28 protein-coding genes are annotated in these 26,022 nt (G+C 49.3%); 26 read left to right on the top strand and 2 right to left on the bottom strand.

Translation table 11 applies throughout. The features are described from left to right. From SPSPH_RS15885 to SPSPH_RS15860, 6 genes are all read left to right on the top strand, one after another. Entirely contained in the window at positions 1-549 is a 549-nt protein-coding gene (locus tag SPSPH_RS15885) for a 2-oxoacid:acceptor oxidoreductase family protein (RefSeq protein ID WP_075757270.1), read from the top strand. A gap of 156 nt (positions 550-705) precedes the next feature. Then, complete coding sequence (locus tag SPSPH_RS15880; RefSeq protein WP_075757271.1) at positions 706-2,049, top strand: acetyl-CoA hydrolase/transferase family protein; 1,344 nt, start codon at positions 706-708, stop codon at positions 2,047-2,049. A 123-nt stretch (positions 2,050-2,172) separates the two neighbouring features. Next, positions 2,173-3,765: a histidine kinase gene (locus SPSPH_RS15875; RefSeq protein WP_075757272.1), complete on the top strand. Its 1,593-nt coding sequence runs from the start codon at positions 2,173-2,175 to the stop codon at positions 3,763-3,765. Beyond that, positions 3,752-4,489, top strand: a complete 738-nt coding sequence (locus SPSPH_RS15870) for a response regulator transcription factor (RefSeq protein WP_075757273.1) — start codon at positions 3,752-3,754, stop codon at positions 4,487-4,489. Before SPSPH_RS15875 ends, SPSPH_RS15870 begins: the two co-directional genes overlap by 14 nt. A gap of 211 nt (positions 4,490-4,700) precedes the next feature. Next, positions 4,701-6,353: a dihydroxy-acid dehydratase gene (gene ilvD / locus SPSPH_RS15865; protein ID WP_075757274.1), complete on the top strand. Its 1,653-nt coding sequence runs from the start codon at positions 4,701-4,703 to the stop codon at positions 6,351-6,353. Positions 6,354-6,368: 15 nt separating this feature from the next. Continuing rightward, positions 6,369-7,328, top strand: coding sequence for a bile acid:sodium symporter family protein (locus SPSPH_RS15860; RefSeq protein ID WP_075757275.1), 960 nt, complete (start codon positions 6,369-6,371; stop codon positions 7,326-7,328). Positions 7,329-7,464: 136 nt separating this feature from the next. Here the strand turns inward: SPSPH_RS15860 and SPSPH_RS15855 are convergent, their stop codons facing one another. Continuing rightward, entirely contained in the window at positions 7,465-7,920 is a 456-nt protein-coding gene (locus tag SPSPH_RS15855; protein WP_075757276.1) for a hypothetical protein, read from the bottom strand. Positions 7,921-8,152: 232 nt separating this feature from the next. Here SPSPH_RS15855 and SPSPH_RS15850 point away from each other — a divergent pair, with 232 nt between their 5' ends. Then, positions 8,153-8,416: a GlsB/YeaQ/YmgE family stress response membrane protein gene (locus tag SPSPH_RS15850; RefSeq protein WP_181382950.1), complete on the top strand. Its 264-nt coding sequence runs from the start codon at positions 8,153-8,155 to the stop codon at positions 8,414-8,416. Positions 8,417-8,558: 142 nt separating this feature from the next. After that, positions 8,559-8,681, top strand: a complete 123-nt coding sequence (locus SPSPH_RS15845) for a hypothetical protein (protein ID WP_269147952.1) — start codon at positions 8,559-8,561, stop codon at positions 8,679-8,681. 285 nt (positions 8,682-8,966) lie between these two features. Here SPSPH_RS15845 and SPSPH_RS15840 read toward each other — a convergent pair whose 3' ends face one another. Further along, positions 8,967-9,248: a DUF2325 domain-containing protein gene (locus tag SPSPH_RS15840; RefSeq protein ID WP_075757279.1), complete on the bottom strand. Its 282-nt coding sequence runs from the start codon at positions 9,246-9,248 to the stop codon at positions 8,967-8,969. A 301-nt stretch (positions 9,249-9,549) separates the two neighbouring features. Here SPSPH_RS15840 and SPSPH_RS15835 point away from each other — a divergent pair, with 301 nt between their 5' ends. The 18 genes from SPSPH_RS15835 to SPSPH_RS15750 all read left to right on the top strand — a co-directional run bounded on the left by SPSPH_RS15835 (position 9,550) and on the right by SPSPH_RS15750 (position 26,020). Next, the gene (locus SPSPH_RS15835; protein WP_075757280.1) at positions 9,550-9,951 is read left to right on the top strand and encodes an acyl-CoA thioesterase; all 402 of its coding nucleotides are present in this window, start codon (positions 9,550-9,552) and stop codon (positions 9,949-9,951) included. Positions 9,952-10,024: 73 nt separating this feature from the next. Next, complete coding sequence (murI, locus tag SPSPH_RS15830; protein ID WP_075757281.1) at positions 10,025-10,846, top strand: glutamate racemase; 822 nt, start codon at positions 10,025-10,027, stop codon at positions 10,844-10,846. 54 nt (positions 10,847-10,900) lie between these two features. Continuing rightward, positions 10,901-11,443: a hypothetical protein gene (locus SPSPH_RS15825; protein WP_083945675.1), complete on the top strand. Its 543-nt coding sequence runs from the start codon at positions 10,901-10,903 to the stop codon at positions 11,441-11,443. An 11-nt stretch (positions 11,444-11,454) separates the two neighbouring features. After that, a complete protein-coding gene (locus SPSPH_RS15820; protein ID WP_075757283.1) occupies positions 11,455-12,126 on the top strand; it encodes a coenzyme F420-0:L-glutamate ligase in 672 nt (223 codons plus the stop codon). 66 nt (positions 12,127-12,192) lie between these two features. After that, complete coding sequence (locus SPSPH_RS15815; protein WP_075757284.1) at positions 12,193-13,185, top strand: 2-hydroxyacyl-CoA dehydratase family protein; 993 nt, start codon at positions 12,193-12,195, stop codon at positions 13,183-13,185. Positions 13,186-13,217: 32 nt separating this feature from the next. Further along, positions 13,218-13,982 carry an acyl-CoA dehydratase activase gene (locus SPSPH_RS15810; protein WP_075757285.1) on the top strand — a complete coding sequence of 255 codons (765 nt, stop codon included), beginning with the start codon at positions 13,218-13,220 and terminating at the stop codon, positions 13,980-13,982. 52 nt (positions 13,983-14,034) lie between these two features. Then, complete coding sequence (locus tag SPSPH_RS15805) at positions 14,035-15,708, top strand: hydantoinase/oxoprolinase family protein (protein WP_075757286.1); 1,674 nt, start codon at positions 14,035-14,037, stop codon at positions 15,706-15,708. After that, a complete protein-coding gene (locus tag SPSPH_RS15800; RefSeq protein WP_075757287.1) occupies positions 15,705-17,030 on the top strand; it encodes a histone deacetylase family protein in 1,326 nt (441 codons plus the stop codon). The genes SPSPH_RS15805 and SPSPH_RS15800 overlap by 4 nt, the downstream gene beginning before the upstream one ends. A 195-nt stretch (positions 17,031-17,225) precedes the next feature. After that, positions 17,226-17,969 (top strand): ribonuclease PH, encoded by a 744-nt coding sequence (gene rph, locus SPSPH_RS15795; protein ID WP_075757288.1) that lies wholly within the window; start codon positions 17,226-17,228, stop codon positions 17,967-17,969. A gap of 3 nt (positions 17,970-17,972) precedes the next feature. After that, positions 17,973-18,599 (top strand): XTP/dITP diphosphatase, encoded by a 627-nt coding sequence (locus tag SPSPH_RS15790; RefSeq protein WP_331250342.1) that lies wholly within the window; start codon positions 17,973-17,975, stop codon positions 18,597-18,599. After that, positions 18,577-19,053, top strand: a complete 477-nt coding sequence (locus tag SPSPH_RS15785) for a metallophosphoesterase family protein (RefSeq protein ID WP_075757289.1) — start codon at positions 18,577-18,579, stop codon at positions 19,051-19,053. The genes SPSPH_RS15790 and SPSPH_RS15785 overlap by 23 nt, the downstream gene beginning before the upstream one ends. A gap of 266 nt (positions 19,054-19,319) precedes the next feature. Continuing rightward, positions 19,320-19,523: a 4Fe-4S dicluster domain-containing protein gene (locus SPSPH_RS15780; RefSeq protein ID WP_075757290.1), complete on the top strand. Its 204-nt coding sequence runs from the start codon at positions 19,320-19,322 to the stop codon at positions 19,521-19,523. Between the two features lie 14 nt (positions 19,524-19,537). After that, the gene (locus SPSPH_RS15775; protein WP_075757291.1) at positions 19,538-20,605 is read left to right on the top strand and encodes a 3-methyl-2-oxobutanoate dehydrogenase subunit VorB; all 1,068 of its coding nucleotides are present in this window, start codon (positions 19,538-19,540) and stop codon (positions 20,603-20,605) included. A gap of 2 nt (positions 20,606-20,607) precedes the next feature. Then, positions 20,608-21,360 carry a thiamine pyrophosphate-dependent enzyme gene (locus SPSPH_RS15770; protein ID WP_075757292.1) on the top strand — a complete coding sequence of 251 codons (753 nt, stop codon included), beginning with the start codon at positions 20,608-20,610 and terminating at the stop codon, positions 21,358-21,360. Beyond that, the gene (locus tag SPSPH_RS15765; protein ID WP_075757293.1) at positions 21,357-21,908 is read left to right on the top strand and encodes a 2-oxoacid:acceptor oxidoreductase family protein; all 552 of its coding nucleotides are present in this window, start codon (positions 21,357-21,359) and stop codon (positions 21,906-21,908) included. The genes SPSPH_RS15770 and SPSPH_RS15765 overlap by 4 nt, the downstream gene beginning before the upstream one ends. 79 nt (positions 21,909-21,987) lie before the next feature. Further along, positions 21,988-23,199: a sodium:solute symporter family transporter gene (locus SPSPH_RS15760; protein ID WP_233139160.1), complete on the top strand. Its 1,212-nt coding sequence runs from the start codon at positions 21,988-21,990 to the stop codon at positions 23,197-23,199. Between the two features lie 36 nt (positions 23,200-23,235). Beyond that, complete coding sequence (larA, locus tag SPSPH_RS15755) at positions 23,236-24,531, top strand: nickel-dependent lactate racemase (protein ID WP_075757294.1); 1,296 nt, start codon at positions 23,236-23,238, stop codon at positions 24,529-24,531. A gap of 106 nt (positions 24,532-24,637) precedes the next feature. After that, positions 24,638-26,020, top strand: coding sequence for an FAD-binding oxidoreductase (locus SPSPH_RS15750; protein ID WP_075757295.1), 1,383 nt, complete (start codon positions 24,638-24,640; stop codon positions 26,018-26,020). The last annotated feature ends 2 nt before the right edge of the window (positions 26,021-26,022 follow it).

Here is a 26,022-nt window from a genome sequence, read left to right as displayed (position 1 = left end):
ATGATGCATGAAGTAACATTTGCTGGTTTTGGAGGCCAGGGCGTATTGCTGGCCGGACGTTTGCTGGCTTATGCAGGAATGCTTGCCGGCAAAGAAGTATCCTGGTTTCCGGCATATGGTCCGGAAATGCGCGGCGGAACTGCGTCGTGTTCGACGATTATCGCTGACGGGGAAATAGGTTCCCCTATTGTGACCAAACCAACGGCGCTGGTTGTGATGAATGCACCGTCCCTGGATAAATTCGAGGCAGCTGTCCGGCCGGGAGGGGTCCTGATCATTAACAGTTCCCTGATAGAGCGGCAGTCCACCCGTACGGATATTCAGGTATATTATGTGCCGATGAATGAGATTGCGACTGAGTGCGGTAATATTCGTTTTCTCAATATGATTGCGCTCGGAGCTTTGGCTGGCGCAACTGAGATTGTTGATAAAAGTTTTCTGCAAAAGGTTTTAGAAAAACAGTTTGGCAGTAAACCAGGAGTAGCAGAAGCCAATATGGATGCCGCCACCCGTGGCGCGCAATGTGTGGCCAAGCAAGCTGCCAACTAGTCAGTGACCATGGAAGAAGCGGAGGACTTGAGTTTGGATGTACAGATCCAACCGGCTCTCCGCTTTTTATTACCTTTGTCAGCCTTGCCGGTCAGGAGAATCCTATGTCCTGGCTGTAACAGCGGCTAAGCCAATCATACAAGGAGTGAAGTAATTATGGGATTAATGGAGCAATACCGGGCAAAGCTGGTTTCTGCCGGGCAGGCTGTAAGTGTCGTGAAAGCCGGCGACTGGGTTGACTACAATTTCGGTTTGGCGCAGCCGGTCACGCTGGATAAAGCGCTGGCCGCCCGCAAAGACGGATTGAAAGACGTTAAGGTGCGGGGAGGACTTGCCCTGCAACCGTTACATATTGTTGAGGTAGATCCTGAGCGGGAACATTTTTGTTATAATAGCTGGCATCTGAGCGGCTATGAAAGAAAGCTGAGTGATCAGGGGTTATGTCATTATATCCCGATGATTTACCGGAACATGCCGCTGTTCTACCGAAAAAGTCTGGAAGTGGATGTGGCTATGTTTACCGTCGCGCCAATGGATGCACAGGGAAATTTTAGTTTTTCTTTAACCAACTCTGCTTCCAAAGCCATTGCCGAAAAAGCGAAAATTGTTATTTTGGAAATAAACGAGCGGCTTCCTGTTGTTGCCGGCGGCAGGGAGAACTGCATACACATCAGTGCGGTTGATTTTATTGTTGAAGGCGACAACCCGGAACTGCCTGTAATTGCCCCGGCAGCTGTTTCCGCCGTAGATAAAAAAATTGCAGCGATTATTCTGGATAACATTCAGGATGGCGCAACTATTCAGTTAGGTGTTGGCGCACTTCCCAATGCGGTGGGGACAATGATCGCCGAGTCGGATTTGAAAAACCTGGGCATGCATACCGAGATGCTGGTGGATGCATTTATGACCATGGCTAAGGCTGGCAAAATAACAAATTTGGCCAAAAATATTGACACCGGCAAGGGCATATTTTCTTTTTGCGCCGGCAGCCGGGAACTGTATGACTGGGTTAATGCCAACCCCACCTTGGCGTCTATGCCTATCGATTATGCGAATGATCCTCATACGATGGCCCAAAATGATAATCTTGTAACCATTAACAACTGTATCGAAGTGGACCTGTTTGGCCAAGTCACGTCAGAAACCTCGGGAAGCCGTCAAATTAGCGGTACCGGCGGCCAACTTGATTTTTTAACCGGCGGGTATCTGTCAAAGGGAGGAAAAAGCTTTATCTGTTTTACTTCTACCTTCACCGATAAGCGAACCGGGCAAATGCACTCCCGGATACAGCCCCATCTGCCCGAGTGTGCGGTGGTTACAAACCCCCGTACCCAGGCGCATTATCTGGTAACCGAATGGGGAATTGCCGATCTGGCAGGGCGTTCTACCTGGGAGCGGGCAGAACGCATTATCAGCATCGCCCATCCGGCATTCTGTGAGGAATTGATTAAGGGCGCCGAAAAGCTGGGCATCTGGCGGCAATCAAACAAAAGAGGTTAGCCGGCCGGTATGTATTTGATGAATTGTCAGGCTTAGTATTGAATGTCAGAGGAATGTTGTGTAAAGTATAGTAACAATAATAGTTAATGAATACTGCCTGCATTGCGGGTTAGGAGCAAGAATATGACACAATTTGATTCCGGAGGAAAAATTCAATATTTTGACTGGGGGACAACGTTGTGGTATGTGGATCCCAGTAACCTGGAGAGAGGGCGGCTATGTGCCGGTATTGTAACCTTCAATCCTTATACTGTTGAGGAACTGCATGTCCATTCTAATAATGAGCAGGTCATTTATGTAATTTCCGGCAGCGGCAAGCAAAGGATTGGGACCAGGGAACATGATATATATCCGCGTGATATACATCATGTTCCCCCACATTCCCAACATCAGATTATCAATACAGGTTCTGAAGAGCTCAAATTATTTATTGTCTATACACCGGCGGGGTTTCAGGTTCCCATGAAAGCACCGGCAGCGGTCCCGCTGAACGGCGACGGGGCAGATATTAAAGCCTTTATTGACTATCAGGCGCTTGGTGATATTCTGAGCAAGTTTTCCGATGTCATTGGCATGGGGCTGTCAATTCTTGATAACAACGGCGAGCTTATCATGCGGACCAGGAATTATCCTGAATTTTGCCAGCTGCTAAGCGACAACAGCTCACCCAACTACTGCACCAGCAAAATTCAAGAGGCTTGCCGGCAAATCGATTGCTTTGATAAGCCTTATTTGTTCAAATGCTGTAATGATATTATGAGTATTATTATCCCCATATACAGCGGCAATCAGGTTTTTGGCTACATTATCTGCGGACAGGTATTTTTGAGAAAAGTCGATGAAGGCATTACCAGGAAAAATATGAAATATCTCTCCGGCAGGTTCCATATACCGGAGGAACAACTGTTGCGGCTATATTCTCAAATACGGCTGGAACTGAAAAACAGATTATATTTGTCGGCAGAAGCTATGCGTACTGTAGCCAGCTGCATAACCGACATGGTAGCTTCGGCAAAGCGTCAAAAAGAATTAGACAGCAGTAAAATGTCCATCATTGAAGAGCAAATAGCCAAAGCAAAGCTGGAAAAAGCCCTGCGGGAGGCGGACTTAAAGCTATTGCAATCTCAGATACAGCCGCACTTTTTATTCAACACGCTTAATACCATTGCGCAAATGGCGTATGTCGACGGGGCGGAACGAGTCGCCAATCTTGTATGGAACTTATCTGATTTGCTGCGTTATACGCTGAAAAAGAATGAACAACTGGTTCCACTATCGGAGGAGTTAAAAATCCTGAACAGCTATCTGCAGATTCAACTATCCCGTTTTGGTGATCGCTTGACAATTGATCTGGATGTACAGGAAGCTCTTGAAAACTTCCTAATCCCCAGCATGCTGTTGCAACCTCTGGCTGAGAACGCAATTATTCACGGCTTTGAGGGCGAAGTCAGGCAGGGCAATATTAAAATAACAATCGGTGCGGTAGAAAACTATATCCATTGTACGATCCAGGATGACGGCATCGGCTTTGATCCCGAAAACAAAAAAGATTCACCTCATGGGTGCAATAACATAGGCTTAAGCTCGGTTAAAAACCGTCTGCAGTATTATTTTAATAATAATTATACCTTTGAAATCAAGAGCAAACCTCAGGCAGGTACAACCGTAAGCCTGTCATTTCCTAAAACAGGAGATACTCATCATGCGGGAAATTAAACTGTTAGTAGCCGATGACGAACAAATGGTGCGGACCTTTGTTAAAAGTGTTATTGATAAAGAAAAGCTGCCGGTAGCGCAGGTGTTTGAAACCGATAACGGCGTGGATGCCATTCACCTTGCGCAGCAATATCATCCCGAACTGGTTCTTTTGGACATTCGCATGCCCGGCTGTGACGGCCTGCGGGTGGCTGAGCAAATTATTGAGGAGAATAAAAACACCCGGATTATCATTATTTCCGCGTATAACGATTTTGAATATGCCAGAACGGCTTTTCGGGCCGGTGTAACCGACTACTTGTTAAAGCCGGTTCGTCCGAATGAAATTGCCAATCTCATTACACGCGCCGCCGAGCAGGCTTTCGCCGCGACGAAAGCCGACGATACCAAAAAGGCATCTTTGGTAGAGGCTGTTGAACATTTTGTAGAAAAAAACATAGAGTCACCCATACAGTTAAAGGATATTGCGGCAGCCGTATTTGTCAGTCCGTCGCATTTAAGCAAAATGTTTAAGCAGTATACGGGAAAGTCGCTGGTTGACTATATTCAGGAGGTTCGACTGCTGGCAGCGGAAAAACTGCTGCGCGATACTGATTTGACAATAACTGAAATTGCCGGCAGGGTTGGATTTAATGATGCGGCTTATTTTGCCACCTGCTTTAAACATCACATGGATATAACCCCTCTGCAATTCCGTAAAACCTATTTAAAAAAGCAGAAATAAACAGGTGGTGAAATGCCATTACCTGTTTATTTTTTTGCGAAAAACAGAAATACCGTAAAATTTTAAAAGAATCTCATACATTATCAATGATTTACAGGTAAGCAGCCATATTTGAACAAGATTTTAAAAAACAAAAGAAACATTCTCAAAGAATAGTATGAAAAATTTGATTATAATAAAAATACAAATTAATACAAGGAGTGATCAAAGAGTGAGAAGTGATATTGCGAAAAAGGGTTCAACTCGGGCCGCACACCGTTCTTTGTTTTATGCCATGGGATATACGCCTGAGGAACTAAACAAGCCGATGATTGGTATCGTAAATGCTTTTAATGAAATAATCCCCGGACATATTCATCTTAGAAAAGTTGCCGAAGCCGTTAAACTTGGGGTTGCAGCCGGAGGCGGCATGGCTGTTGAATTTCCGGCCATTGGAATTTGTGACGGCATTGCCATGGGGCATGATGGTATGAAATATCCGCTGCCAAGCCGTGAATTAATTGCCGATTCTATTGAAGCTATGGCTATCGGACACGGCTTCGACGGCTTAGTGCTTGTGCCTAACTGTGACAAGATCGTACCAGGCATGCTGATGGCTGCTGCCAGGCTGAATATCCCGGCGATCGTGATGAGCGGCGGGCCGATGATGGCCGGACGGTATGAGGGCCGTGATATTAGTGTCAGCACCATGTTTGAAGCGGCAGGCAAGTTTGAAGCCGGTAAAATAAGCGCCCAGGAGCTTGATGAAATGGAGAAATCGGCCTGTCCGGGCTGTGGCTCCTGTTCCGGGATGTTTACCGCCAACACCATGAACTGTATGACTGAGGTCCTGGGGATGGCTTTACCTGGCAACGGTACAATACCTGCAGTGCAATATGGCGTCAGGACCATGATGGCAAAACGGGCCGGTTCATTAATTGTTGACCTGGTGAACCAAGATCTCAAACCCCGTGACATTCTGACCCGTCAAGCCTTTGAAAACGCGATAGCCGTTGATATGGGCATTGGCGGTTCCTCCAATACGGTACTGCATCTTACCGCTATCGCTCATGAAGCAGGGGTAGAACTGCCCCTGACTTTGTTTGAAGAAATGAGTGCCAAGACGCCTTACATCACTAAACTTAGCCCTGGCGGCACTTATCACATTCAGGACCTGAATGAGGCCGGCGGTATGGCGGCAGTTATGAAAGAACTCGCAAAACGCGGGATTATCCATTGTGACGCTAAGACGGTAGAGGGTACTGTTGCCGACCGGCTGGAAACAGCGGCGATTAAGCGGGCGGAAGTTATCCGGACAGTGGATAATCCATACCGCAACAAGGGGGGAATTGCCATATTATACGGCAATCTGGCACCGGATGGCGCAGTTGTTAAGGAAAGTGCCGTTGCTGAGGACATGCTTGTATTCGAAGGTACTGCCCGTGTCTTCAATTCTGAGGATGAGGCCATCGAAGCTATTGTCGGCAGGCAGATTAAAGATGGCAATGTAGTTGTTATTCGCTATGAAGGGCCTAAGGGTGGTCCCGGCATGAAGGAAATGCTCAATCCGACGGCGGTTATCACCGGCATGGGCCTGAGGGTGGCTCTGCTCACCGATGGCCGTTTCAGCGGGGCAACACAAGGGGCTTGCATCGGACATATTTCGCCGGAAGCTGCGGAAGGCGGACCTATCGGCTTATTGCAGGACGGCGACCTTATCAGCATTGATATTCCGGCAAGGAAACTGAATGTCAATATCTCTGATGAGGAAATGAGCCGGCGTAAAGCGGCCTGGGTTGCGCCGCAGCCTAAAGTTACCACCGGTTACCTGGCTCGTTATGCCAAGCTGGTTACCTCCGGCAGCAAGGGCGCTGTTCTGAAATAAGAAGGAGGAAGTTACTTGAATACATTTGAAAAAATTGTTAAATTTATTACCAAGCTGTTCCCTCTCTGGGTTGTGATTTTTGCCGGCATCGCTTTTTTCTCGCCTGAGCCGTTTAAGCCCTTCGGCAAATTTATACCATATCTGCTGGGCTTGATCATGCTGGGTATGGGGCTTACCATGAGTCTGGATGACTTCAGATTAGTATTTACGCGTCCTAAAGATGTACTTTATGGTGTTTTTCTGCGTTGCCTTATTATGCCTGGTGTGGCATTTGGCGTCGCCAAGCTCCTGGATTTGCCGCCGGCTCTTGCCGCAGGCCTGATTCTGGTAGGCGCGTGTCCGAGTGGAACGGCCTCCAACGTAATGACCTTTATTGCCAAAGGTGATACGGCGCTGTCGGTAACCGTTTCCAGTATCAATACCATTCTGGCTCCGATTCTGACACCCTATATCTTCTTATTCCTGGCAGGGTCGCTTATTCCCATTGATGCCAAGGCATTGCTTCTCGATATCCTGATCATCGTCCTTTTTCCCGTAACCTTAGGCATTTTAATCCGCGGCTTTGCTTCCGATTTTGTTGACCGTATTGCCAAGGTCATCCCCTTGGTTTCCGTCCTGTCCATTATTGCGATTATTTCCATCGTGGTTGCACTAAGCGCAGCCAAGCTTGCCGTAGTTGCCGGCATTGCCTTTGTGGCGGTTGCCTTGCATAATGCGCTGGGCTTGGGTCTGGGGTATGGTGCGTCACGTGCTGTGGGAATTAATCATAAGAAATCAAAAGCAATTTGTTTTGAGATCGGTATGGAAAACTCCGGCCTGGCTGTGGCGTTGGCCGTTGCCCACCTGGACCCGATAGCTGCCATTCCCGGAGCCATCTTTAGTGTCTGGCATAACTTTACCGGGTCATTGCTGGCCGGCTACTGGGGAGCAAAAGATGAAGACGAACCGGAAGTTCCAACCGGTGTAAAAGCCTAAATAAGCAGCCCCGCTTCTGCGGGGCTGCTCGGACTTTCAACAACATTGGCGCCTGCTTTCGGTACAGGTGCCAATGTTGTTATTATTTCATTCAGACTGCATGATGATCTGACCGATTCTTAAGGGAGGATACCGGCTAATTTGAGCTGCTGCCGGCAGTATCTTTAAAGAATATGTAAGCTTTAAAAGCAATACCCATCGTCAGACCAAAACCGGCAGATCCAACTATATGGAGATAATAGTCGCCAATGGGCCTGAGCGGGATATGGGTCCCTTCAATGACTGATGAAAAAATCATTTCCGCTATTGTTGTGGCAAGCATTCCCACAAAGGCACCTTTTACTATTAGGTTAGCCTGCCCAATACATTTAATAAGATAATAAAATATGAGTCCTACCAGTCCGCCGATCACGAAATTAATATAAAGGCCCAGGAAAAAATTCGGCCTGTTCATAGTTAAGATCAGGCTGTCCAGCAGATAAATACTATACTGGCCAATACCGAGAGCAAGCATAATACGGGAAATAATTTCGGCTGAGATAGTCGATAGTCCCCCAATTATCGCGGCCAGCAGCGGTTTATCCTTATTCATGAGCCGTTCCTCCTTAAACACCATGATAGAGTCATAGATATTATGGCAAATAGCCATGACTCTATACGAAGGCCGGTAAAACCCTTTCACATCAGCCGGATAGGCGCTGCCTTACATCAGGCGGCTATGCAGCAGCAGGCTGCAAAGTAAATTATGCATAGCGCGGAAACAAAAAGGGAACGATAGAAAGCAAACAATCATTATTGCACGAAAGGAGTAAACAATCATGCAATTGATTTGGTTTTTGGCCATTGGCTTGATTTCCGGCTGGCTGGCCGGGATGATTTCACGCGGCGGGGGATTTGGGCTCTGGGGCGACCTGGCAACAGGCGTCGTCGGTTCTTTTATTGGCGGATATCTATTCGGCTTCTTGGGAATAACCACATATGGCACCATCGGAGCCATCATTGCAAGTACTGCCGGAGCCATTATACTTCTCTGGGTTATAAGGATGTTTTCCCATGTCGCACCTGCGGCCAATAAGAAAAAACCATAATATTTCCGCTGCTTGCCTGTCCTGGTGACTTGATGTTGCCGGGTATTTTTTTGTACAGGCTTGTAATGCAGCATAAATTATGGTAAAATACAATCAATATTAATTAGTAATTATATTTAATTGAGACAAGGATGTGAGATTGATGTTACTAGCTCAAAACTCAACAAAACAGCAGGCCGGCAAACCGGAAGCACGGGTATGGCCGCTAAGAGGGAGCCTGATGGTTTTTGCCGGTATCGTTTATCTGGCAGTGTTGCTGGCATAAGCTGTCAATGGCTAAGACACTGAAATATTTTGGATAATCATTATTGACAAATAACAGTAATTGATATAAACTTAAACCAAGAAAGGCAGCAATGCCATTCCCTCTTCTTCTTTCTTTGACATACATTTCTTTTATGGCCTCCTGCAATTGCAGGAGGTTCTTTCTGTCCAACAGGATGTATACATGTTTTGCGCGCTTCAGCATTTTCTTAGTCCTACCTAAAGCGGCAAATAGTTAAGCCTGGATAAATCATACTATTTATCCAGGCTTAACTATTTGGCTCGCTCATTGCATGAAGGGCTGGAGTTTTTCCTGAAGATGACTCCATGAGCGCTTGGAAAATACTACAGGCAGTGTTGCTTCCTTGGCTTTGCGTTTTACCAGTTCGGCAATATTATGAGATAAGTAATCGGTAAAGACTAATACTAAATCAGTGTCTGCCGGTATCTGAATATCTTCAGACACCCGTTTGCGTCCTTTGAAGTGCTTCATTGATTTAACGCCTGCTTTCAGGAGATTGGCGGGAATATTGCCTAAGTCGTCAGCACCTACGATAAATACGGACATGATTGCCACCCCTTAAATGAAAATTATTCTCAATTAAATTATAAAGTGAATGATACGTCACGTCAATAGCATGTATGGAAAATTTGAGAATTATTCTCATTAATTTTATTGTAAGGTTAAATTTACGTTACCGCTAGAGGGAGTTTGCCCCCGGCAGCGCAATCTGGCATTGACAAAAATGTCCAATCAAGAGTACAATAAATACATAAATTCTTCTACCAGCATGCTGATAGCGTGCTTTTTTTCTTATCCTAACAGCAAGTATAGCTTTTTATCAATAAATAAGGCAGGATATGTGCGTATGATTACCGTACGGGATAAAGTAAGATTTGTTGAAACCGATTTGATGGGAGTGGTACACCACTCCAATTACTTTCGCTGGTTTGAAATGGCCAGAGTGGAGTATCTGCGGCAGATTGGCATTTTGCTTACCGATATGCTGGATGAGGATATTGTTTTTCCGATTACCGATGTGGCGTGCAAATACCGGGCTTCGGCTAAATTTGATGACTGTATTCTTATCGAAGCTGTTTTGGCTGAAGTATCAAAAGTAAAAATGATTTTTACTTACCGGGTGCTGAGAGAGCATGACGGCCTGCTGCTGGCTACCGGGCGTACCCAAAACGCCTTTACGGACAGACAAGGCCGGATTATCCGTTTGCCGGACAAGTATTTTGCCAAACTCAGTACGCCTTTCCCGTAAACCTGTTCGTGTACCCTTTGCCTGCATATTATATATGGCGCCAAGAAAGACTAAGTAGATAGGAGGTGGCGTCATGGGAGATAGTGCGCCAATCGGGATTTTTGATTCCGGCCTGGGTGGGCTTACCGTTCTCCGGGAAGTGCTTAACTTATTGCCGGGAGAAGATGTTATCTATTTTGGCGATACTGCCCGGACTCCATATGGCTCACGGCCGCCTGCGGAAATTTTACGATTCTTGCATGAAATCCTACCTTTCTTTTCTGCACAGCAAGTCAAGCTGGCGATTATTGCCTGCAATACCATGAAAGCAATTGGTTTTGAACAAGCAGGTACCAAAGTCCCCTTTTTATTGACAGGAGTAAACTATGGTGCCCGGGCGGCACTGGCTGCCAGCCGCAACAAGCGCATTGGCGTTATGGCTACAGCGGCTACCATTGCCAGTGGTAAACATGTCCAGGCAATTAAAGCCGAAGAACCGGCGGCAACGGTTGCGGTTCAGGCCTGTCCCCGGCTTGTACCCCTTATCGAACAGGGAAAGCTTTTTGGGCCTGAGCTGGAAAGTGCGGTTACCGATTATCTGCTGCCACTCAAGGAAGCCGCGATTGACGCCTTGATACTGGGTTGTACCCATTATCCGTTTATTATTCCGGTGATCAGGCAGGTTATGGGTCCGGATGTGGTGCTTATTGACCCGGCCAGAGAAACGGCTGCCGAGGCGCGTACTACACTTGCCCATCATGACAAGCTTACCACGCGGGCGCAAGGACGGGTGCGGCTGTGCTTTTCCGCCGATTTGCCGCGGGCTGAGCAGTTTGTCGCCGGTGCTATTGAATTTCCCTGGGCGGAGGAACTCTCTCTCAGGTTTGAATTGGTTAATTTATTGGATTATAGATAGAAGTTTAAATTATAGGGTTTCTGTCCGATGATACCCGGATACGGAGGCAGTAGTGTGGAGTTTCTAGCTATTTTATTACTTATTGTGGTAGGCGCGGTGGTTGGCATATGGCTGTTTATCGCTAACCAGGGGGATGCTAATTTCAAATTCGTGGTTGACCAGCGTACCGCTTTCAGCCTGACCGGCATCACCGAGGATACGGCAACTTTTGTGAGCCAGATTCCCTTTGTCAATAATGGAACCCAGGGCGGTACCTTAATGGACGTATATCCCCGGCACTTGTTGCCCTGTGAACAGTTTGACGCCGTGGAGGTTGATTCCCGGCTGACGCTGGACAAGGCTAACCGGAGTGACGGTTACTGGGAAGCCTACATTGTTCTTAAGAATACCGGCGGCTCGATTATTTTGACGGTGAAATTTACGGCAAAATCAGGCGATATCAAGGCTGCACTTGCCGATATGGTAGACATGCCTATTGACATTGTCTATCAGGTGGTTGCCCGCGGTCCATGGTATATAAACAAAGAGCGGCTGGTTATGACGGCCGACGAAATACATAGGGCTCTTGCTGCCGGCGAACAGGCTGCAGCCAGATAGGGGGAATACATATGACTGAGCAGGCGCTAGCGCTACAACCGGTGCCTACCCGGATACTTACCGATAAAGATGATATTGTTGATATTATTGAAAAATATGCCAAAGAGGATATTGGTCCCCATGATGTGGTAACTGTGGCTGAAAGTGTTGTCGCCATTACCCAGGGGCGAATTGTGCGGCCGGAGGAGATGACGCTGTCCTTATTGGCCAGGGTGCTTTGCCGCTTTGTGCCGCAGGAAGGCAGTTTATCCAGCTCCTATGGCATGCAGAGTGCCATGAATGCAGAAGGCAGCTGGCGGATAGCCTGGTCGATGTTCATTGGCATGCTTGGCAAACTGGTGGGGAAAAACGGTTTGTTTTACCAGCTGGCTGGTGGGCAGACAGCGCTGATTGACGATGTTACCGGCACGATGCCGCCTTTTGATAAGCACCTGGTGTACGGGCCAGCCGACCCCCATGGGGTGGCGGAAGCCATAAAACAGCGGCTGGGGTGCCATGGTGCCGCGGTGGCTGATGTCAATGACCTCAAGCGGGCGGCCGTGCTGGGAGTGACGCAAGGGCTTGACCCTGCCGAACTGGCGCGGATTCTCATAGATAACCCGTTTGGTAATGCTAGTCAGAAAACGCCGATTGTTATTATTAAAAACTATGGTTTGGTTGCCCAAAAAGCTGCCGCGCAATAATATTCTTTCCATAAGACAGAGGATAGAGGCTATCCTCTGTCTTACATGTCTGGAGGCGAGATAACTATGACCCGCATCGGCATCACAACAACTGTGCCGGTTGAAATTATTCTGGCGGCAGGGCATATCCCTGTTGACCTTAACAATATATTTATTACCAGCCCGGAAGCCGGAAAATTTGTGGAAGCTGCCGAAGAGGCCGGGTATCCCCGCAATATTTGCGGCTGGATCAAGGGCTTGTATTCCATTGTGGTTAATCGGGATGGTAATACCGGTGACGGTATTGATAAGGTCATTGCCGTTACCCAGGGCGACTGCAGCAATACTCACGCATTGATGGAAACCTATGAGCTGGCAGGGGTTGAGACCATTCCCTTTGCCTATCCGTATGACCGGGATTATGATTTATTGAAATTGCAAATGGAAAAGCTAATGGGCGCCCTGGGAACCGACTGGGAGGCGGTAGCTGCCGTCAAACGCCAGTTAGATAAGCTGCGCCTGAAAGTAGCTGAGATTGACCGGCTAACCTGGGAGGAAAACACGGTTAGCGGTTTCCATAACCATTTGTACCAGGTAAGCTGCAGTGATTTTAATAGTGATCTGACTGCTTTTGAGGCAGATGTGGATGCTTTCCTGACCAAGACGGCGAGTGCCGCCGAATATACCGATGATCTCCGGTTGGGCTTTATCGGTGTGCCGCCGATTTTTCCTGATTTATACCCCTATTTGGAGACTATGGGGGCCCGGGTGGTGTACAATGAAGTGCAGCGGCAGTTTGCTATGCCGTTTGTTACCGACGATATTGTTGAGCAGTACCGGCTTTATACCTATCCGTACGGTGTATTTGGCCGGATTAAGGATATTGAGGCCGAGATAGAAAGGCGCAATCTGGACGGTATTGTCCATTATGTGCAAAGCTTCTGTTTTCGCCAGATTGAGGACATTATTTTACGCGAGAAACTGGACATACCGATTCTGACCATTGAAGGGGATAAACCCGGAAAAATAGATGCCAGAACCAGGCTGCGGATTGACAGCTTTCTGGAGATGCTGCGTTAGTCTTGGCAGACTACTAGAAGGAGGCAAAGCTTATGCAATGTGGTATCGATCTGGGCAGCCGTAGTGTGAAGCTGGTCATTATGAATCCCGGCACCAAACAGCTTGCCGCCGCCAATGTATATGAGACAGCCAGGTTTTACCGGGAGTATGGCCAGCGGACAGACAAGGGCCTGGCGGTGGACTTCGGGGCGCTGGGGTTGCCGGCGGTGACCAGCCTGACGGCCACCGGTTATGGCCGCAATACCATTGCTATTGTCGGCGCAACCATTATTCCCGAGCTGAAGGCCCATATGCTGGGCGCAAGCTATCAGACCGGACTGACAGACTTTACGCTTTTGGATTTAGGCGGACAGGACAGCAAAGTCATCAAAGTCCGCAAAGGCCGGATGGTGGATTTTCAAACCAATGACAAATGTGCGGCCAGTACCGGACGCTATCTGGAAAATATGGCAGCTGTGCTGGACATTTCGCTGGCAGAATTGGCCGATTACAGTGAAAATCCGGTAGAGCTTAGCGCTACCTGCGCTATTTTCGGGGAATCGGAACTCATCGGGCGAATGGTGGAAGGGTATACTACGGCTGAACTGGCAGCCGGGGTCAACTATAGTATTTATAAACGGATTAAACCCATGCTGAGTGCGCTCAAAAGCGATAAAATCGTATTTACCGGCGGTGTGGCGTTGGGCAGTGCCATCAAGACATTTATTACCCGGGAAATGGGGGCAGAGGTTATTGTCCCCGAGCATCCCCAGCTCAATGGGGCGATTGGCTGTGCCGTATATAAAGCAGATAAATAACTGACAGAGTTTTAGTGCCGGGTACAGCCGGTTTTGTTTGGAGGCGAAGGGCATGTTATTGGGAATTGATGTTGGCGGAACCTTTACCGATGCGGTACTTATTGCCGACGGCCAGGTTGTGGCTGCGGCCAAGACTCCCACCACCCGGCAGTCGCTGCTAAACGGGGTTGTTACCGTTATCGACAAGGTGCTTACAGGGGTTGATGCTAAAAAAATCCGGCGGGCTGCCCTTTCGACAACCATTGTAACCAATGCGCTGGTGGAAGGGAAAACCGACAAAGTAGCTCTATTCCTGCTGCCGGGTCCGGGGCTGAATGTAACCGGGCTGATACCCGGCGAACCTCACTTTTTGTCAGGTTATACCGACCATCGCGGGCGGGAACAGGCCTGTCCGGCAGAAGCAGAAGTGGCGGCCGTTTGCCGTAAGCTTGAGGACCATGAGGTGGCAGCCGTAGCCGCCAAATTTGCGGTGCGTAATCCCCGGCAGGAGCAGCTGGTAACCGATTGGGTTAATAAGTATCTGCAGCCCAAGCATATCACACTTGGCACCCAAGTCTCCGGTTCGCTCAATTACCTGCGGCGCATTAATTCAGCCTACTATAACTCGGCTGTTTGGCGCATCTTCAGCCGTTTTGCCCAAGCCATAGAAGCGGCTCTGGCTGAACGGGATATTATTGCGCCGGTATATATACTCAAAGCTGACGGCGGCACGCTGCCGCTGACGACAGCCAAATCAACGCCGGTTGAGGCCATCTTTACCGGACCGGCAGCCAGCGTGCTGGGGATTATGGCTTTGACCAAGCCGGTGGAACCGGCCATCTCGCTGGATATGGGCGGTACCACCACCGATATTGCTTTATGGCAACATGGTATGCCGTTATTTGCCCCGGACGGAGCCAGGGTGAAGGATTATCCTACGGCGGTTCGTTCTTTTTGTCTGCGCTCGGTGGGGATCGGCGGCGACAGCTATGTGCGCCGGGAAAACGGCCTGCTGGCTGTTGGCCCGATGCGCTGCGGCCCGGCTATGGCCAATGGCGGCTTAGCGCCTGCCGTGACGGACGCGCTTAGGGTTGCCGGGTTAATTGACTATGGCGACATCGGGCTGGCCAGGCAGGCGATGGAAAGGGTTGCTGAGGCTACGCAGACAGCGGCAGAGGCTGCCTGGGAAACGCTGCGGCTGGCCGCCGCCACCGTATGTCAGGCAGTGCAGGATATGCTGGCAGAACAGGCGGCAAGACCGGTGTACAAGGTGGAAGAACTGGTGGCAGGCCGGCCGTTTAAACCGGAATTGCTGATTGGGGTAGGTGGTGCGGCCAGCGGGCTTGCGCCGCTGGTGGCCAAGCAGCTGGAACTGCCCTGGCAGATACCGCCGGGACATATGGTAGCCAATGCTGTCGGTGCCGCTGCTGCCAGGCCGACAACCGAAATTACGCTCAGGGCCGATACGGCGCAGGGTTTTTATACAGTACCGGAATTAGGCGTTATCCAGGAGTTTGCTAAACGGCGCTTTACCTTACAGGATGCCTGGACTGCCGCCGGTACTCATCTGGCAGAGCGGGCGGCGGCCGGAGGAATGGCGGAAGCCGCCGACTGCAGTGAACGCCTGTACGAAGAAGAATTCAACCTAATCCGCGGTTTTAACACCATCGGGAAAATTATGACCTGCAAGCTGCAGATCAAGCCTGGTGTGTTGATGCCGGTACAAATGCGGGAGGCGGAACTATGAAGGCTGCATCGCTGGGATTAGTATTTTTTCCGGCGTTTGATTGGGCGATAACCCCCACTCACCCGGAACGGGAAGAACGCCTGCTCTATACCCGGGATCAAATTGTGGAAGAAGGACTGCTGGATTTGCCGGCTATCAAAGAATACCGGCCGCAGCTTGCCGGACTGGCCGATATTGAGCGGGTTCACATCGGTGTGCCCAATATTGAATCCCTGATTACCGATGCCCATCTGCTTTCCGCCGGTGGCGCCATTGCCGCGGCCCAAGCCGTGATGCGCCGTGAGGTGACCAATGCCTTTGCCCTGGTGCGGCCGCCGGGACACCATGCCATGAGGGTAGTGCATGGTACACGGGGTTTTTGCACCATTAATATTGAGGCCGTTATGGTGGAATATTTGCGCCGCCATTATGGGGTGCAGCGCATCGCCATTGTCGATACCGATGTCCATCATGGCGACGGCACCCAGGATATTTTTTATCATGATCCGGACACGCTGTTTATTTCCTTTCACCAGGATGGACGCACCCTGTATCCGGGAACCGGCGCCATGAGTGAGCTGGGCAGTCCGGGAGCCTTCTGCTCTACGGTTAATATTCCGCTGCCGCCAGGCACCACCGACGCGGGGCTGCATGAGGTGCTTGACCGGCTGGTGCTGCCGATGCTGGAGGATTTCAGGCCGGACATGATTATTAACTCAGCCGGGCAGGATAATCATTATAGTGATCCACTCGCCAATATGGCGGTGACAGCCCAGGGGTATGCCCGCCTGGCGGAAAAGCTGAAGGCCGATATTGCGGTGCTGGAAGGCGGCTATTCGATTGAAGACGCGCTGCCTTATGTTAATACCGGCATCATTTTGGCGATGGCAGGTCTGGACTATAGCCGGGTAATTGAACCGGATAATGCCCGGTGCCCGCGCCAGTCGGTGGCAACCACCAACTATATTGCCAAACTGGTAGCCGAGTGGCAGGACATTTGGCAGGGGCGGGACAGGTTGCGCCGCGAAGCCGTCGCCAAGGCCGGAGGCTGGTGGCAGCAACGCCGGAACATCTATTATGATGACAGCGGTATTCAGGAACGGCAAACGGAAACGGTGCGGCTTTGCCCCCGGTGTCATGGCTATCAGCTCATTGACACCCAGGCACAGGGCTACCCGTTCGGGATGAAATCAGCATTTGCCGCCATTATCCCCCGCAACAGCTGCCCGGCCTGCCGTGCACAGGCGCGTGATGCGGTACATAAGGCGCGGCAAGCGGGGCGGCATGACTGCTGCTTTATCCAGGATAAGCAGGAGGATATACTAGTACCTTGCGGCACTTAACATTTGAGAGTAGATAGTAAGGATTTTTTCGCCCTGCTAGGCGGAGGAGCCGCGCATATCGGACATATGTAAGGCGACGACAACGACGCAGGGTGGAAAAAGACTGCTATATAATCCAAATAGTTAGGTGACGCAAGGTACTAAACAACTGTAATCCAATCTTCGATATTTTAATATTTTTTAGGAGGGCTTTTCATGGCCAGAGCAGACGGACGCACAAACAGCGAACTCAGAAAAATAAAAATTACCCGCAATTATTTAAAATATGCCGAAGGATCGGTGCTTATTGAGTTTGGCGACACCAAGGTGATTTGTGCGGCTACTATTGAAGAAAAGGTTCCGCCATTTTTGAAAGGGTCAGGCGAAGGCTGGGTGAGTGCCGAATATTCCCTGTTGCCGCGTTCCACCCAGAGCCGCAATGTCCGGGAAGCTGCCAGAGGCAAGCAAAGCGGCCGCACTCACGAAATTCAGCGGTTGATTGGCCGGGCGTTGCGCAGTGTTATTGACCTTAAAGCCTTAGGGGAAAAGACCATCTGGCTGGACTGTGATGTGGTGCAGGCTGACGGCGGAACCCGGACAGCCGCCATTACCGGTTCGTTTGTAGCTCTGGTTGATGCGGTAAGCCGCATTTGGGGCGATAGTCAGAAGCCCTTTCCGGTCAAGGACTTTTTGGCGGCCGTGAGTGTCGGCGTCATGCCTGAGGGAGTTTATCTTGATTTATGTTATAGTGAAGACTCCATGGCTGTTGTTGACATGAATCTGGTCATGACCGGCAGCGGTGAATTTGTTGAAGTGCAGGGAACCGGTGAAAAAGGAACCTTTAGCCAAACACAGCTAAATGAAATGATTGCAGTGGGCAGTCAGGGGATTGACATTCTGCTGGACATCCAAAAAGAAACACTGGGCCAGTTGGCATGGAAAGTAGGCCGGGAGGGATAAACGGTGCAGGAAAGCATGATTGAAATTATTGTCGCCTCCAAAAATGCCGGCAAAATTGCCGAATTTAAAGAGGCGTTACGCGAACTGCCCTATAAGGTTAGTTCATTGGCCGACCTGGGGAGCTATCCGGAAGCACCGGAAGAGGGTGTGACCTTTGCCGAGAACGCCTGCGCTAAAGCCAGCTTTTACGCGCGGCTGACAGGCAAGCTTTGCCTGGCCGATGACTCCGGGTTAGAGGTGGATTATCTGCAGGGAGCGCCGGGCGTGTATTCGGCCAGATATGCGGGCGAACACGCCGGTGATGAAGATAATAACAAAAAGTTATTGGCCCATTTAATTGGTGTACCTGATGAAAAACGGCAGGCAAGATTTCGTTGTGTGCTTGCTCTGGCTAAGCCGGAGCAAGTGCTGCTCACCGCGGAAGGGACAGTGGACGGGGTTATTCTCTCCAAGCCGCGCGGGGGTAAGGGTTTTGGTTATGATCCGCTGTTTTTGGTGCCGGAGTTTGGCCGCACACTGGCAGAAATGTCATCAGCGGAAAAAAACAATATCAGCCATCGCGGCCGCGCGATACAAGCATTAGTGAAGCAACTGGCGGCGCTTGAACATGAGAATCGGCGTTATCAGTGACACCCATGGCGATATAGCCGCACTCCGGCAGGTAATTGCCGCCGCCGGTCCGGTTGATCATTGGCTCCATGCCGGCGACTACTTTCAGGATGGCTGGAAACTGGCAGAACTGACCGGCTTGCCGGTAACGGTGGTGGCGGGAAACTGTGACAGGACGACGGCTGTGCCTGTGGATGCCTATGCGGAATTGGCCGGTAAAACTATTTGGCTGACCCATGGCCACCGCTATAATGTGAAGTATGGCATGCAGGAGCTTGTCTGGTGGGGGGCCCAATATGGCGCTGATATCGTGGTTTTCGGTCATACGCATGTTCCCTATAGCGGCTGGCATGACGGACGGCTGCTGTTTAATCCGGGCAGCCCGGGAGCGCCCCGGGGCGGTTCCAGGCCGGGCTACGGAATCTTGCATATTCAGGAAAATGGTGTAATTGAAGAACATATTATGGAATTATAACCTCGCCTTTACGGCGGGGTTTTTCTTATTTTTGTTTTGCGAGAAGGCTAAAATAGTGCGTGAGAGCACTGTTTTTTGAAATGTAAAAGAAAATAAATAATATCATAATATCTTTCGCAATTGACAGATTATTTACTCAATGGTATGATGATAATATGATATTAAGGTAATACGTTGCCTGTTCATTATTGACAAAGACCAGGCTGAAAGAAGGAATGTGGAATTCATGTTTGGCAAGCTTAGTCAATTTTTAAGGAGGGGAAAGTATGCCAAAACCAACTTTTCGTGAGGAAAAATGTAAAGGTTGCGAGTTATGTTTGGATGTGTGCCCAAAAAACATTATTGTAATGTCTCCTGATTTTAATGCTAAGGGCTATCATCCCGCAACTTGCCCTGATGCTGACGAATGTGTGGGTTGCGCCTTGTGTGCCAAGGCTTGTCCGGATGTAGTAATCGAAATCTACGAATGAATGGGAGTGGAGAAATGGCAGAGAAGGTATTGATGAAAGGTAACGAAGCTATCGGTGAGGCCGCTGTTATTGCCGGTTGCAGGTATTATTTTGGTTATCCTATCACCCCGCAGTCTGAGCTAATCGAATACATGGCTAAACGCTTGCCGCAGGTAAACGGTGTATTTCTCCAGGCGGAAAGTGAAGTAGCTGCCATTAATATGGTTTATGGTGCAGCAGGTGCCGGCGCGAGAGTAATGACTTCTTCTTCAAGCCCGGGCGTAAGCCTTAAGCAAGAAGGTATTTCCTATATTGCTGCCGGTGAATTACCCTGCGTAATTGTAAACATCATGCGAGGCGGCCCGGGTCTTGGCGGCATACAGCCTGGTCAGGCAGACTACTTTCAGGCGACTAAAGGCGGCGGTCATGGTGATTATCACTGTATTGTGGTTGCACCAAACAGTGTTCAGGAAATGGCAGAATTGACTGTGCTCGCGTTTAACCTTGCCGATCAATATCGAAATCCGGTAATGCTTTTAGGCGACGGTGCTCTTGGTCAAATGATGGAACCTGTTGATTTTCATAATCTGCCGGTAATCCCGGTGGAAAAGCCGTGGGCGACAACCGGCATGGGTGAGCGGGACAAACCTAATATAATAGATACGCTTCGTCTTAACCCTGAGGCATTGGAAGCGGTAAACGACGCGCTGCAAAAAAAATACGCACTGCTTCAGGAACAGGAAGTGCGCTGGGAAGAAACCTTCACCGAAGATGCCGAGTTAGTGCTGGTGGCTTATGGAATATCGTCGCGTGTTGCGTATTCAGCGATGGAAATGGCAAGAGCACAGGGCTATAAAGTGGGTCTGTTCCGGCCGATTACCTTGTGGCCTTTTCCGAAGGCGGCGTTGTTAAAGGCGGTTGATAAAGCGGCTGCTGTTTTAACAATAGAGCTTAGTGCCGGGCAGATGGTTGAAGATGTTAGCCTGGCTATCCGATGCTCCAGGCCGGTTCACTTTTATGGCCGCACCGGCGGTATGATGATGAGCCCGCAGGATGTTTACCAACAAATAGTGGAAATATTTGAAACAAAAGGGGGCAAATAACAATGGCGGAGAAGTTGTTTGCTAGACCGCAATCGCTGCTGGATGTATCGACACACTACTGTCCGGGTTGTCAGCATGGTATTATTCATCGTTTAGTTGCAGAAGTGATTGATGAGCTGGGGATACAAAAAAAGACGATCGGTGTTGTACCTGTTGGTTGTTCTGTACTGGCAGATCAATATTTTAACATAGATTCCCAACAGGCAGCACATGGCCGTGCTCCGGCGGTGGCTACCGGTATTAAGCGTGTGCATCCGGAAAATGTAGTGTTTACATACCAGGGAGACGGAGACATCGCCGCCATTGGTATGGCGGAAGTAGTGCATGCCGCTGCGCGGGGTGAAAAGATAACAACAATATTTGTAAACAACGCCATTTATGGTATGACCGGAGGCCAAATGGCGCCGACAACCTTGGTAAACCAAGTAACCGCAACCTCTCCTTACGGACGCCAGCTGGCAGTGGCGGGGTCGCCTATCCGTTTATCCGAACTTTTGGCAACCCTGGACGGAGCTAAATATATAGCCCGTGTTTCGGTTAATGATCCGGCTAATATGACTAAGGCCAAAAAAGCCATTAAAACCGCTTTCGAAGTTCAGATTCGCGGTGAAGGTTTTGCCTTAGTGGAAGTATTGGCTACCTGCCCGACAAATTGGGGCAAGACGCCGGTAGAGGCCAAAACCTGGTTAAAAGAAAACATGCTGCCGCAATTCCCGCTTGGCGTTTATAAAAATATTGAGGAGGTGAAACAATGAGACACGAAATTGTCATGTCAGGCTTTGGCGGTCAAGGGGTTATGGTTATGGGACAATTGTTGACCTATGCGGGAATGCTTGAAAACAAGAATGTATCATGGATGCCGTCTTACGGTCCTGAGATGCGCGGCGGCACCGCTAACTGCTCTGTCATCATTACCGACGGGTCTGTGGGGGCGCCGATTGTTACCAAGCCGGCAACTGCCGTAATCATGAACTTGCCGTCACTGGATAAGTTCGAGTCAGCCATGGCGGTTGATGGAGCGATGATTATTAATAGTTCTCTTGTCAGTAAGGAGGTGGAGCGCCAGGATATCAAGAGCTACCTTGTACCCATCAATGAAATTGCTAATGAGTTAGGTAACATCAAGATGATCAATATGGTGGCATTAGGGGCATTGCTGGCTGCTACCGCTGTGGTAGCCAAAGAATCTCTTATGGATGCTTTTGCCAAGAAATTTGCCGCGAAGCCCGGAATGATACCGGCAAATCAAGCGGCGCTAACCAAAGGGTATGATTATGTGATGCAGCTTAAAACCAAGCAGTAGCTATTTTTCAGTTGTAACTTAATAAGGGGTAGTAAGTCTGCGTTCTTCCAGGTGAAATATATACATTGGAGGCGTGACGATGAGTAATATCAATAAAGGGCAGCAACTGACCGGTTTGCCAAGTGCAGAGCCAGGCGGGAGAAAACCGATGACAATGGGGTGGGGAGTCGGGCTTTCCATGGGAGCGGCCTGGTTTGCCACTCATTGCGGCGGGGGATTTGCCACAGGCAACCAGGAAGTTAATTTTTATGTCAGGTTTGGCTGGTATTCGATTATCCTGCCAATATTTGCGATGATTATTCTGGGCTGGTGTCACCGGAATGCCCTCGTATTGGCCAAGGATCATAAGGCGTACAACTATAAAGCCTATGCCGATGTTCTGTTTCATCCCTATGAAAAATATTTTGGTCTTGTATTTGAGTTCGGGAATCTTATGCTGATTGCCTGTGCTGTGAGTACGGCGATAGCGGGCGCAGGTTCCCTGCTCCAGAGCACCATTGGACTTAATTACGGTATCGGTATCACGGCGGTAGGATTTGTCACCTTAGTCTTAACCATCTTCGGCGGCCAACTGGTTATTAAGGCCTTAAACTTTAAGGCGTATTTCCTGGTTCCCACTCTCGGTCTTTTAGCCTATCTGGGCATTGAGTCCGGTGCGCTCCAATGGAAGAATTTTCTTGCTACCCAGGAAAGTTTCGGGACCAGCTTCGGGGAAGCCTTTTGGCTTATGCTGATCTATATCGGGTTCCAGTCCTTTACCATTATGCCCATGCTGTCGGCAGCGCAAGGTATTAAGAGCACCAAGGAATGCAACTGGTTCATGGTCTTTGGCACCCTGTTCAACGGCGTATTTTTGCTGCTTGTCTGCATCATGCTGTTGGGGTTTGCGCCCGGTTCTCTGAAACAGACCTTGCCGGTATATTATGTTACTACTCAATTGGGTATAGACTGGCTGAAGGTGCTGTACAGCGTCATTTTGTTCGTGGCTCTCTTAGGCAGTGGGGTAGCGCTGACCTTTGCCGCCGTTGCCCGGTTTGAATCAGTGATAAAGCCTGCCGGCATGTTTGCAAGCCTCCAGATGCGAAGAGTTTTTGTTTCGTTTATCACCATCGCTATCTGTACCGGTATATCGATTTTCGGCCTGACCAATATTGTTGTAAAAGGTTATGGCTCGGTTGGTTATATCGGCCTGTTCTTCGTAATTATCCCAGAGCTTATCGTCGGTACCATCAAGATCAGGAATAACGCCAGAAAGCGCAAAGAAATGGGCATTGACGAAGAAGCGCTGTAAAAGGCAAGGCAGAAGACGAAAAATAGGAGGGATAGTATGCGTGAATCCGTATTTGAGTTTGGTTACGGCAATGGCAAGATAGCGGTAGCCCTGCCGGAAGCAAAGATCATTAATAATGTTGTGGGCAAGCCATGTCCGGCAATTGCCGATATACCCTCAGCCGTGCGTGAGGCACTCCGTAATCCAATCGGAACGCCGCCGCTTAAGGAAGTGGTAGAGCCTGGCGACAAGGTTGCCATAGTAGTTAGTGACATAACCCGCGCCTGGGTAAAATTTGATCAATTTCTGCCGGTTTTATTAGATGAATTGAACGATGCCGGCATTCCCGACCAAAACATATTTATTGTCATTGCTCCCGGCGCCCACCGTTTGAATACGGAAGAAGAGTTTGTCATATTGTGTGGCGATAAGGTCTGCAAGCGGGTCGCCGTTGCTAACCACGACTGCCATAATCAAGATCAGCTTGTATACACCGGTAAGACCAAAAACGGGGTTGATTGCTATATCAATAGAAGCGTTGCCGAGGCCGACAAGGTGATTTTGACCGGTGGCATTGTTCACCATTTAATGGCCGGTTTCGGCGGCGGACGCAAAGCCATTTTGCCTGGTATTAGCGGTTTTAAGACAATTCAGGGTAATCATCTGTTTTGTATGAATAAAGAAGTGGGCAAAGGTCTTAATCCGAACTGTATTTCCGGTAAGCTGGAAGGCAATGAAATGAATGAGGATATGATTGAGCAGGCGGCTCTGGCTAAACCGGACTTTTTGCTGAATGCCGTATTTACACCGGAGAATCAGTTTGCCAGGTTTGTGGCCGGACACTGGCATGAGGCCTGGCTGGCAGGAACTAAGATGGTAGATGATATCTACGGAGTTCCCGTTACGGCGCAAGCTGATTTGGTTGTTTCCAGTGCAGGCGGTTTTCCCAAGGATATCAATCTATATCAGGGCGTGAAAACAATCGACAATGCCTATATGGCGACTAAGCCGGGAGGTGTTGTAATTTGTTTCATGGAATTGCCGGATATTATGGAGCCGGCCGAATTTAGTAATTGGTTTAACTATCCGACAATGTTAGAGCATGAGATGGCTCTGCGGGCCAACTTTACCATCCCCGGATTTTTGGCTTACAGGCTGCTCGATATAGCTCGCCAAATATCGCTGATCATTGTGACCAAACAGGAGAATGCCGGGTTTATCCGGAAAGCCGGCATGATTCCGGCGGCAACTGCGGCAGAAGCGCTGGCAATAGCGCAAGAAAAGCTTGGACGGGAAGATTACACAATTACGGTAATGACTGCGGCAGCAAATACAGTACCTGTAGTTAGGTGAAAACAACAATAAGTATAGTTTTTTAATACACCACTTGTATTTGGGACACGCTTGGGCGTGTCCGCTTTTCTATAACACTAAAATAAAAGAAAGAAGTGAAAAAAGTATGGAGAGCTGTTTGTTAAATGAATTAAGAAGGATAGTAGGAACAGCGTATGTTCTAACCGATAAAGAAGATCTTCTCTGCTATGCCTATGATGCGACTCCTGGTTTTTCACATATGCCGGATGCCGTCGTGTCTCCTGCAAATACAAATGAAGTTTCCCAGGTATTAGCGCTGGCCAATACGGAAAAGATACCCGTTTACCCTCGCGGTTCAGGCACCAATCTGAGTGCCGGTACTGTACCGACAAAAGGCGGGATTGTCCTTCAGATGACCCGTTTTGATAAAATCCTTGAAATCGATGAGGCGAATCTTGTTGCCACCGCCGAGCCGGGAGTTATTGTTGCCGCTCTTAACAAAGCGGTCGAGCAGTTTGGGCTGATCTATCCGCCTGACCCCGGTACCGTAGCCACAGCAACCCTTGGCGGCACGGTAGCGGAGAACGCCGGCGGCTTGCGCGGCCTTAAATATGGTGTTTCCAAACACTATGTAATGGGTTTGGAAGTTGTGCTTGCCGACGGCAGTATCTTACAAACCAGTGGCAAGAATGTGAAAGACGTAGCCGGCTATGACCTAACCAAGCTATTTACCGGTTCGGAAGGCACCTTGGGGGTTATAACCAAAATCATTGTCAAATTGGTGCCCGCCCCGGAAGCAAAAAAATCCATGATGGCCATATTCTCGAACTTAGACAATGCCGGCAACTCTATTGCCGCAATCATTGCCGGCAAAATCATTCCCGCTACCCTGGAAATACTGGATAACGCAACCATACGAACGGTAGAAGATTACGCCAAAGTGGGGCTGCCGACAGAAGCCGAGGCCGTGCTGCTTATTGAGGTTGACGGTATTCCCGAAGTAGTGGAAAAAGAAGCCGCCAAAGTGGTGGAAGTGCTCAAAGCCAACCATGCCGATCAAATCCAGGTAGCGAAAGACGCTGCCGAGCGTGACAAAATATGGGCAGCCCGGCGTGCGGCCCTGCCGGCCCTGGCAAAACTCAGGCCCACTACGTTTACCGAAGACGCAACTGTTCCACGCAGTAAGGTACCGGAAATGATCCGGGCGGTAAATCAGGCAGCCGCAAAACATAAAGTCACAATCGGCACCTTCGGCCATGCAGGCGACGGCAACCTGCATCCTACCATCGTCTGCGATCTGCGCGACAAAGAGGAAATGGAACGGGTCTATAAAGCAATGGATGAAATCTTTACCACTGCCATCAGGCTTGGGGGTACTCTTAGCGGTGAGCATGGAATCGGGCTGGGAAAATTGAAGTATATGGAGGACCAATTCGGCGAGGTCGGTATGAAAACCATGCGCGCTATTAAAAAGGCGTTAGATCCTAACTGCATCCTCAATCCTGGAAAACTAGTCGGGGAGTGTTAAGG

This window comes from Sporomusa sphaeroides DSM 2875, from assembly GCF_001941975.2.
In the GTDB taxonomy this organism is placed as follows: domain Bacteria; phylum Bacillota; class Negativicutes; order Sporomusales; family Sporomusaceae; genus Sporomusa; species Sporomusa sphaeroides.
This window is presented reverse-complemented; position numbering and strand designations above follow the sequence as displayed.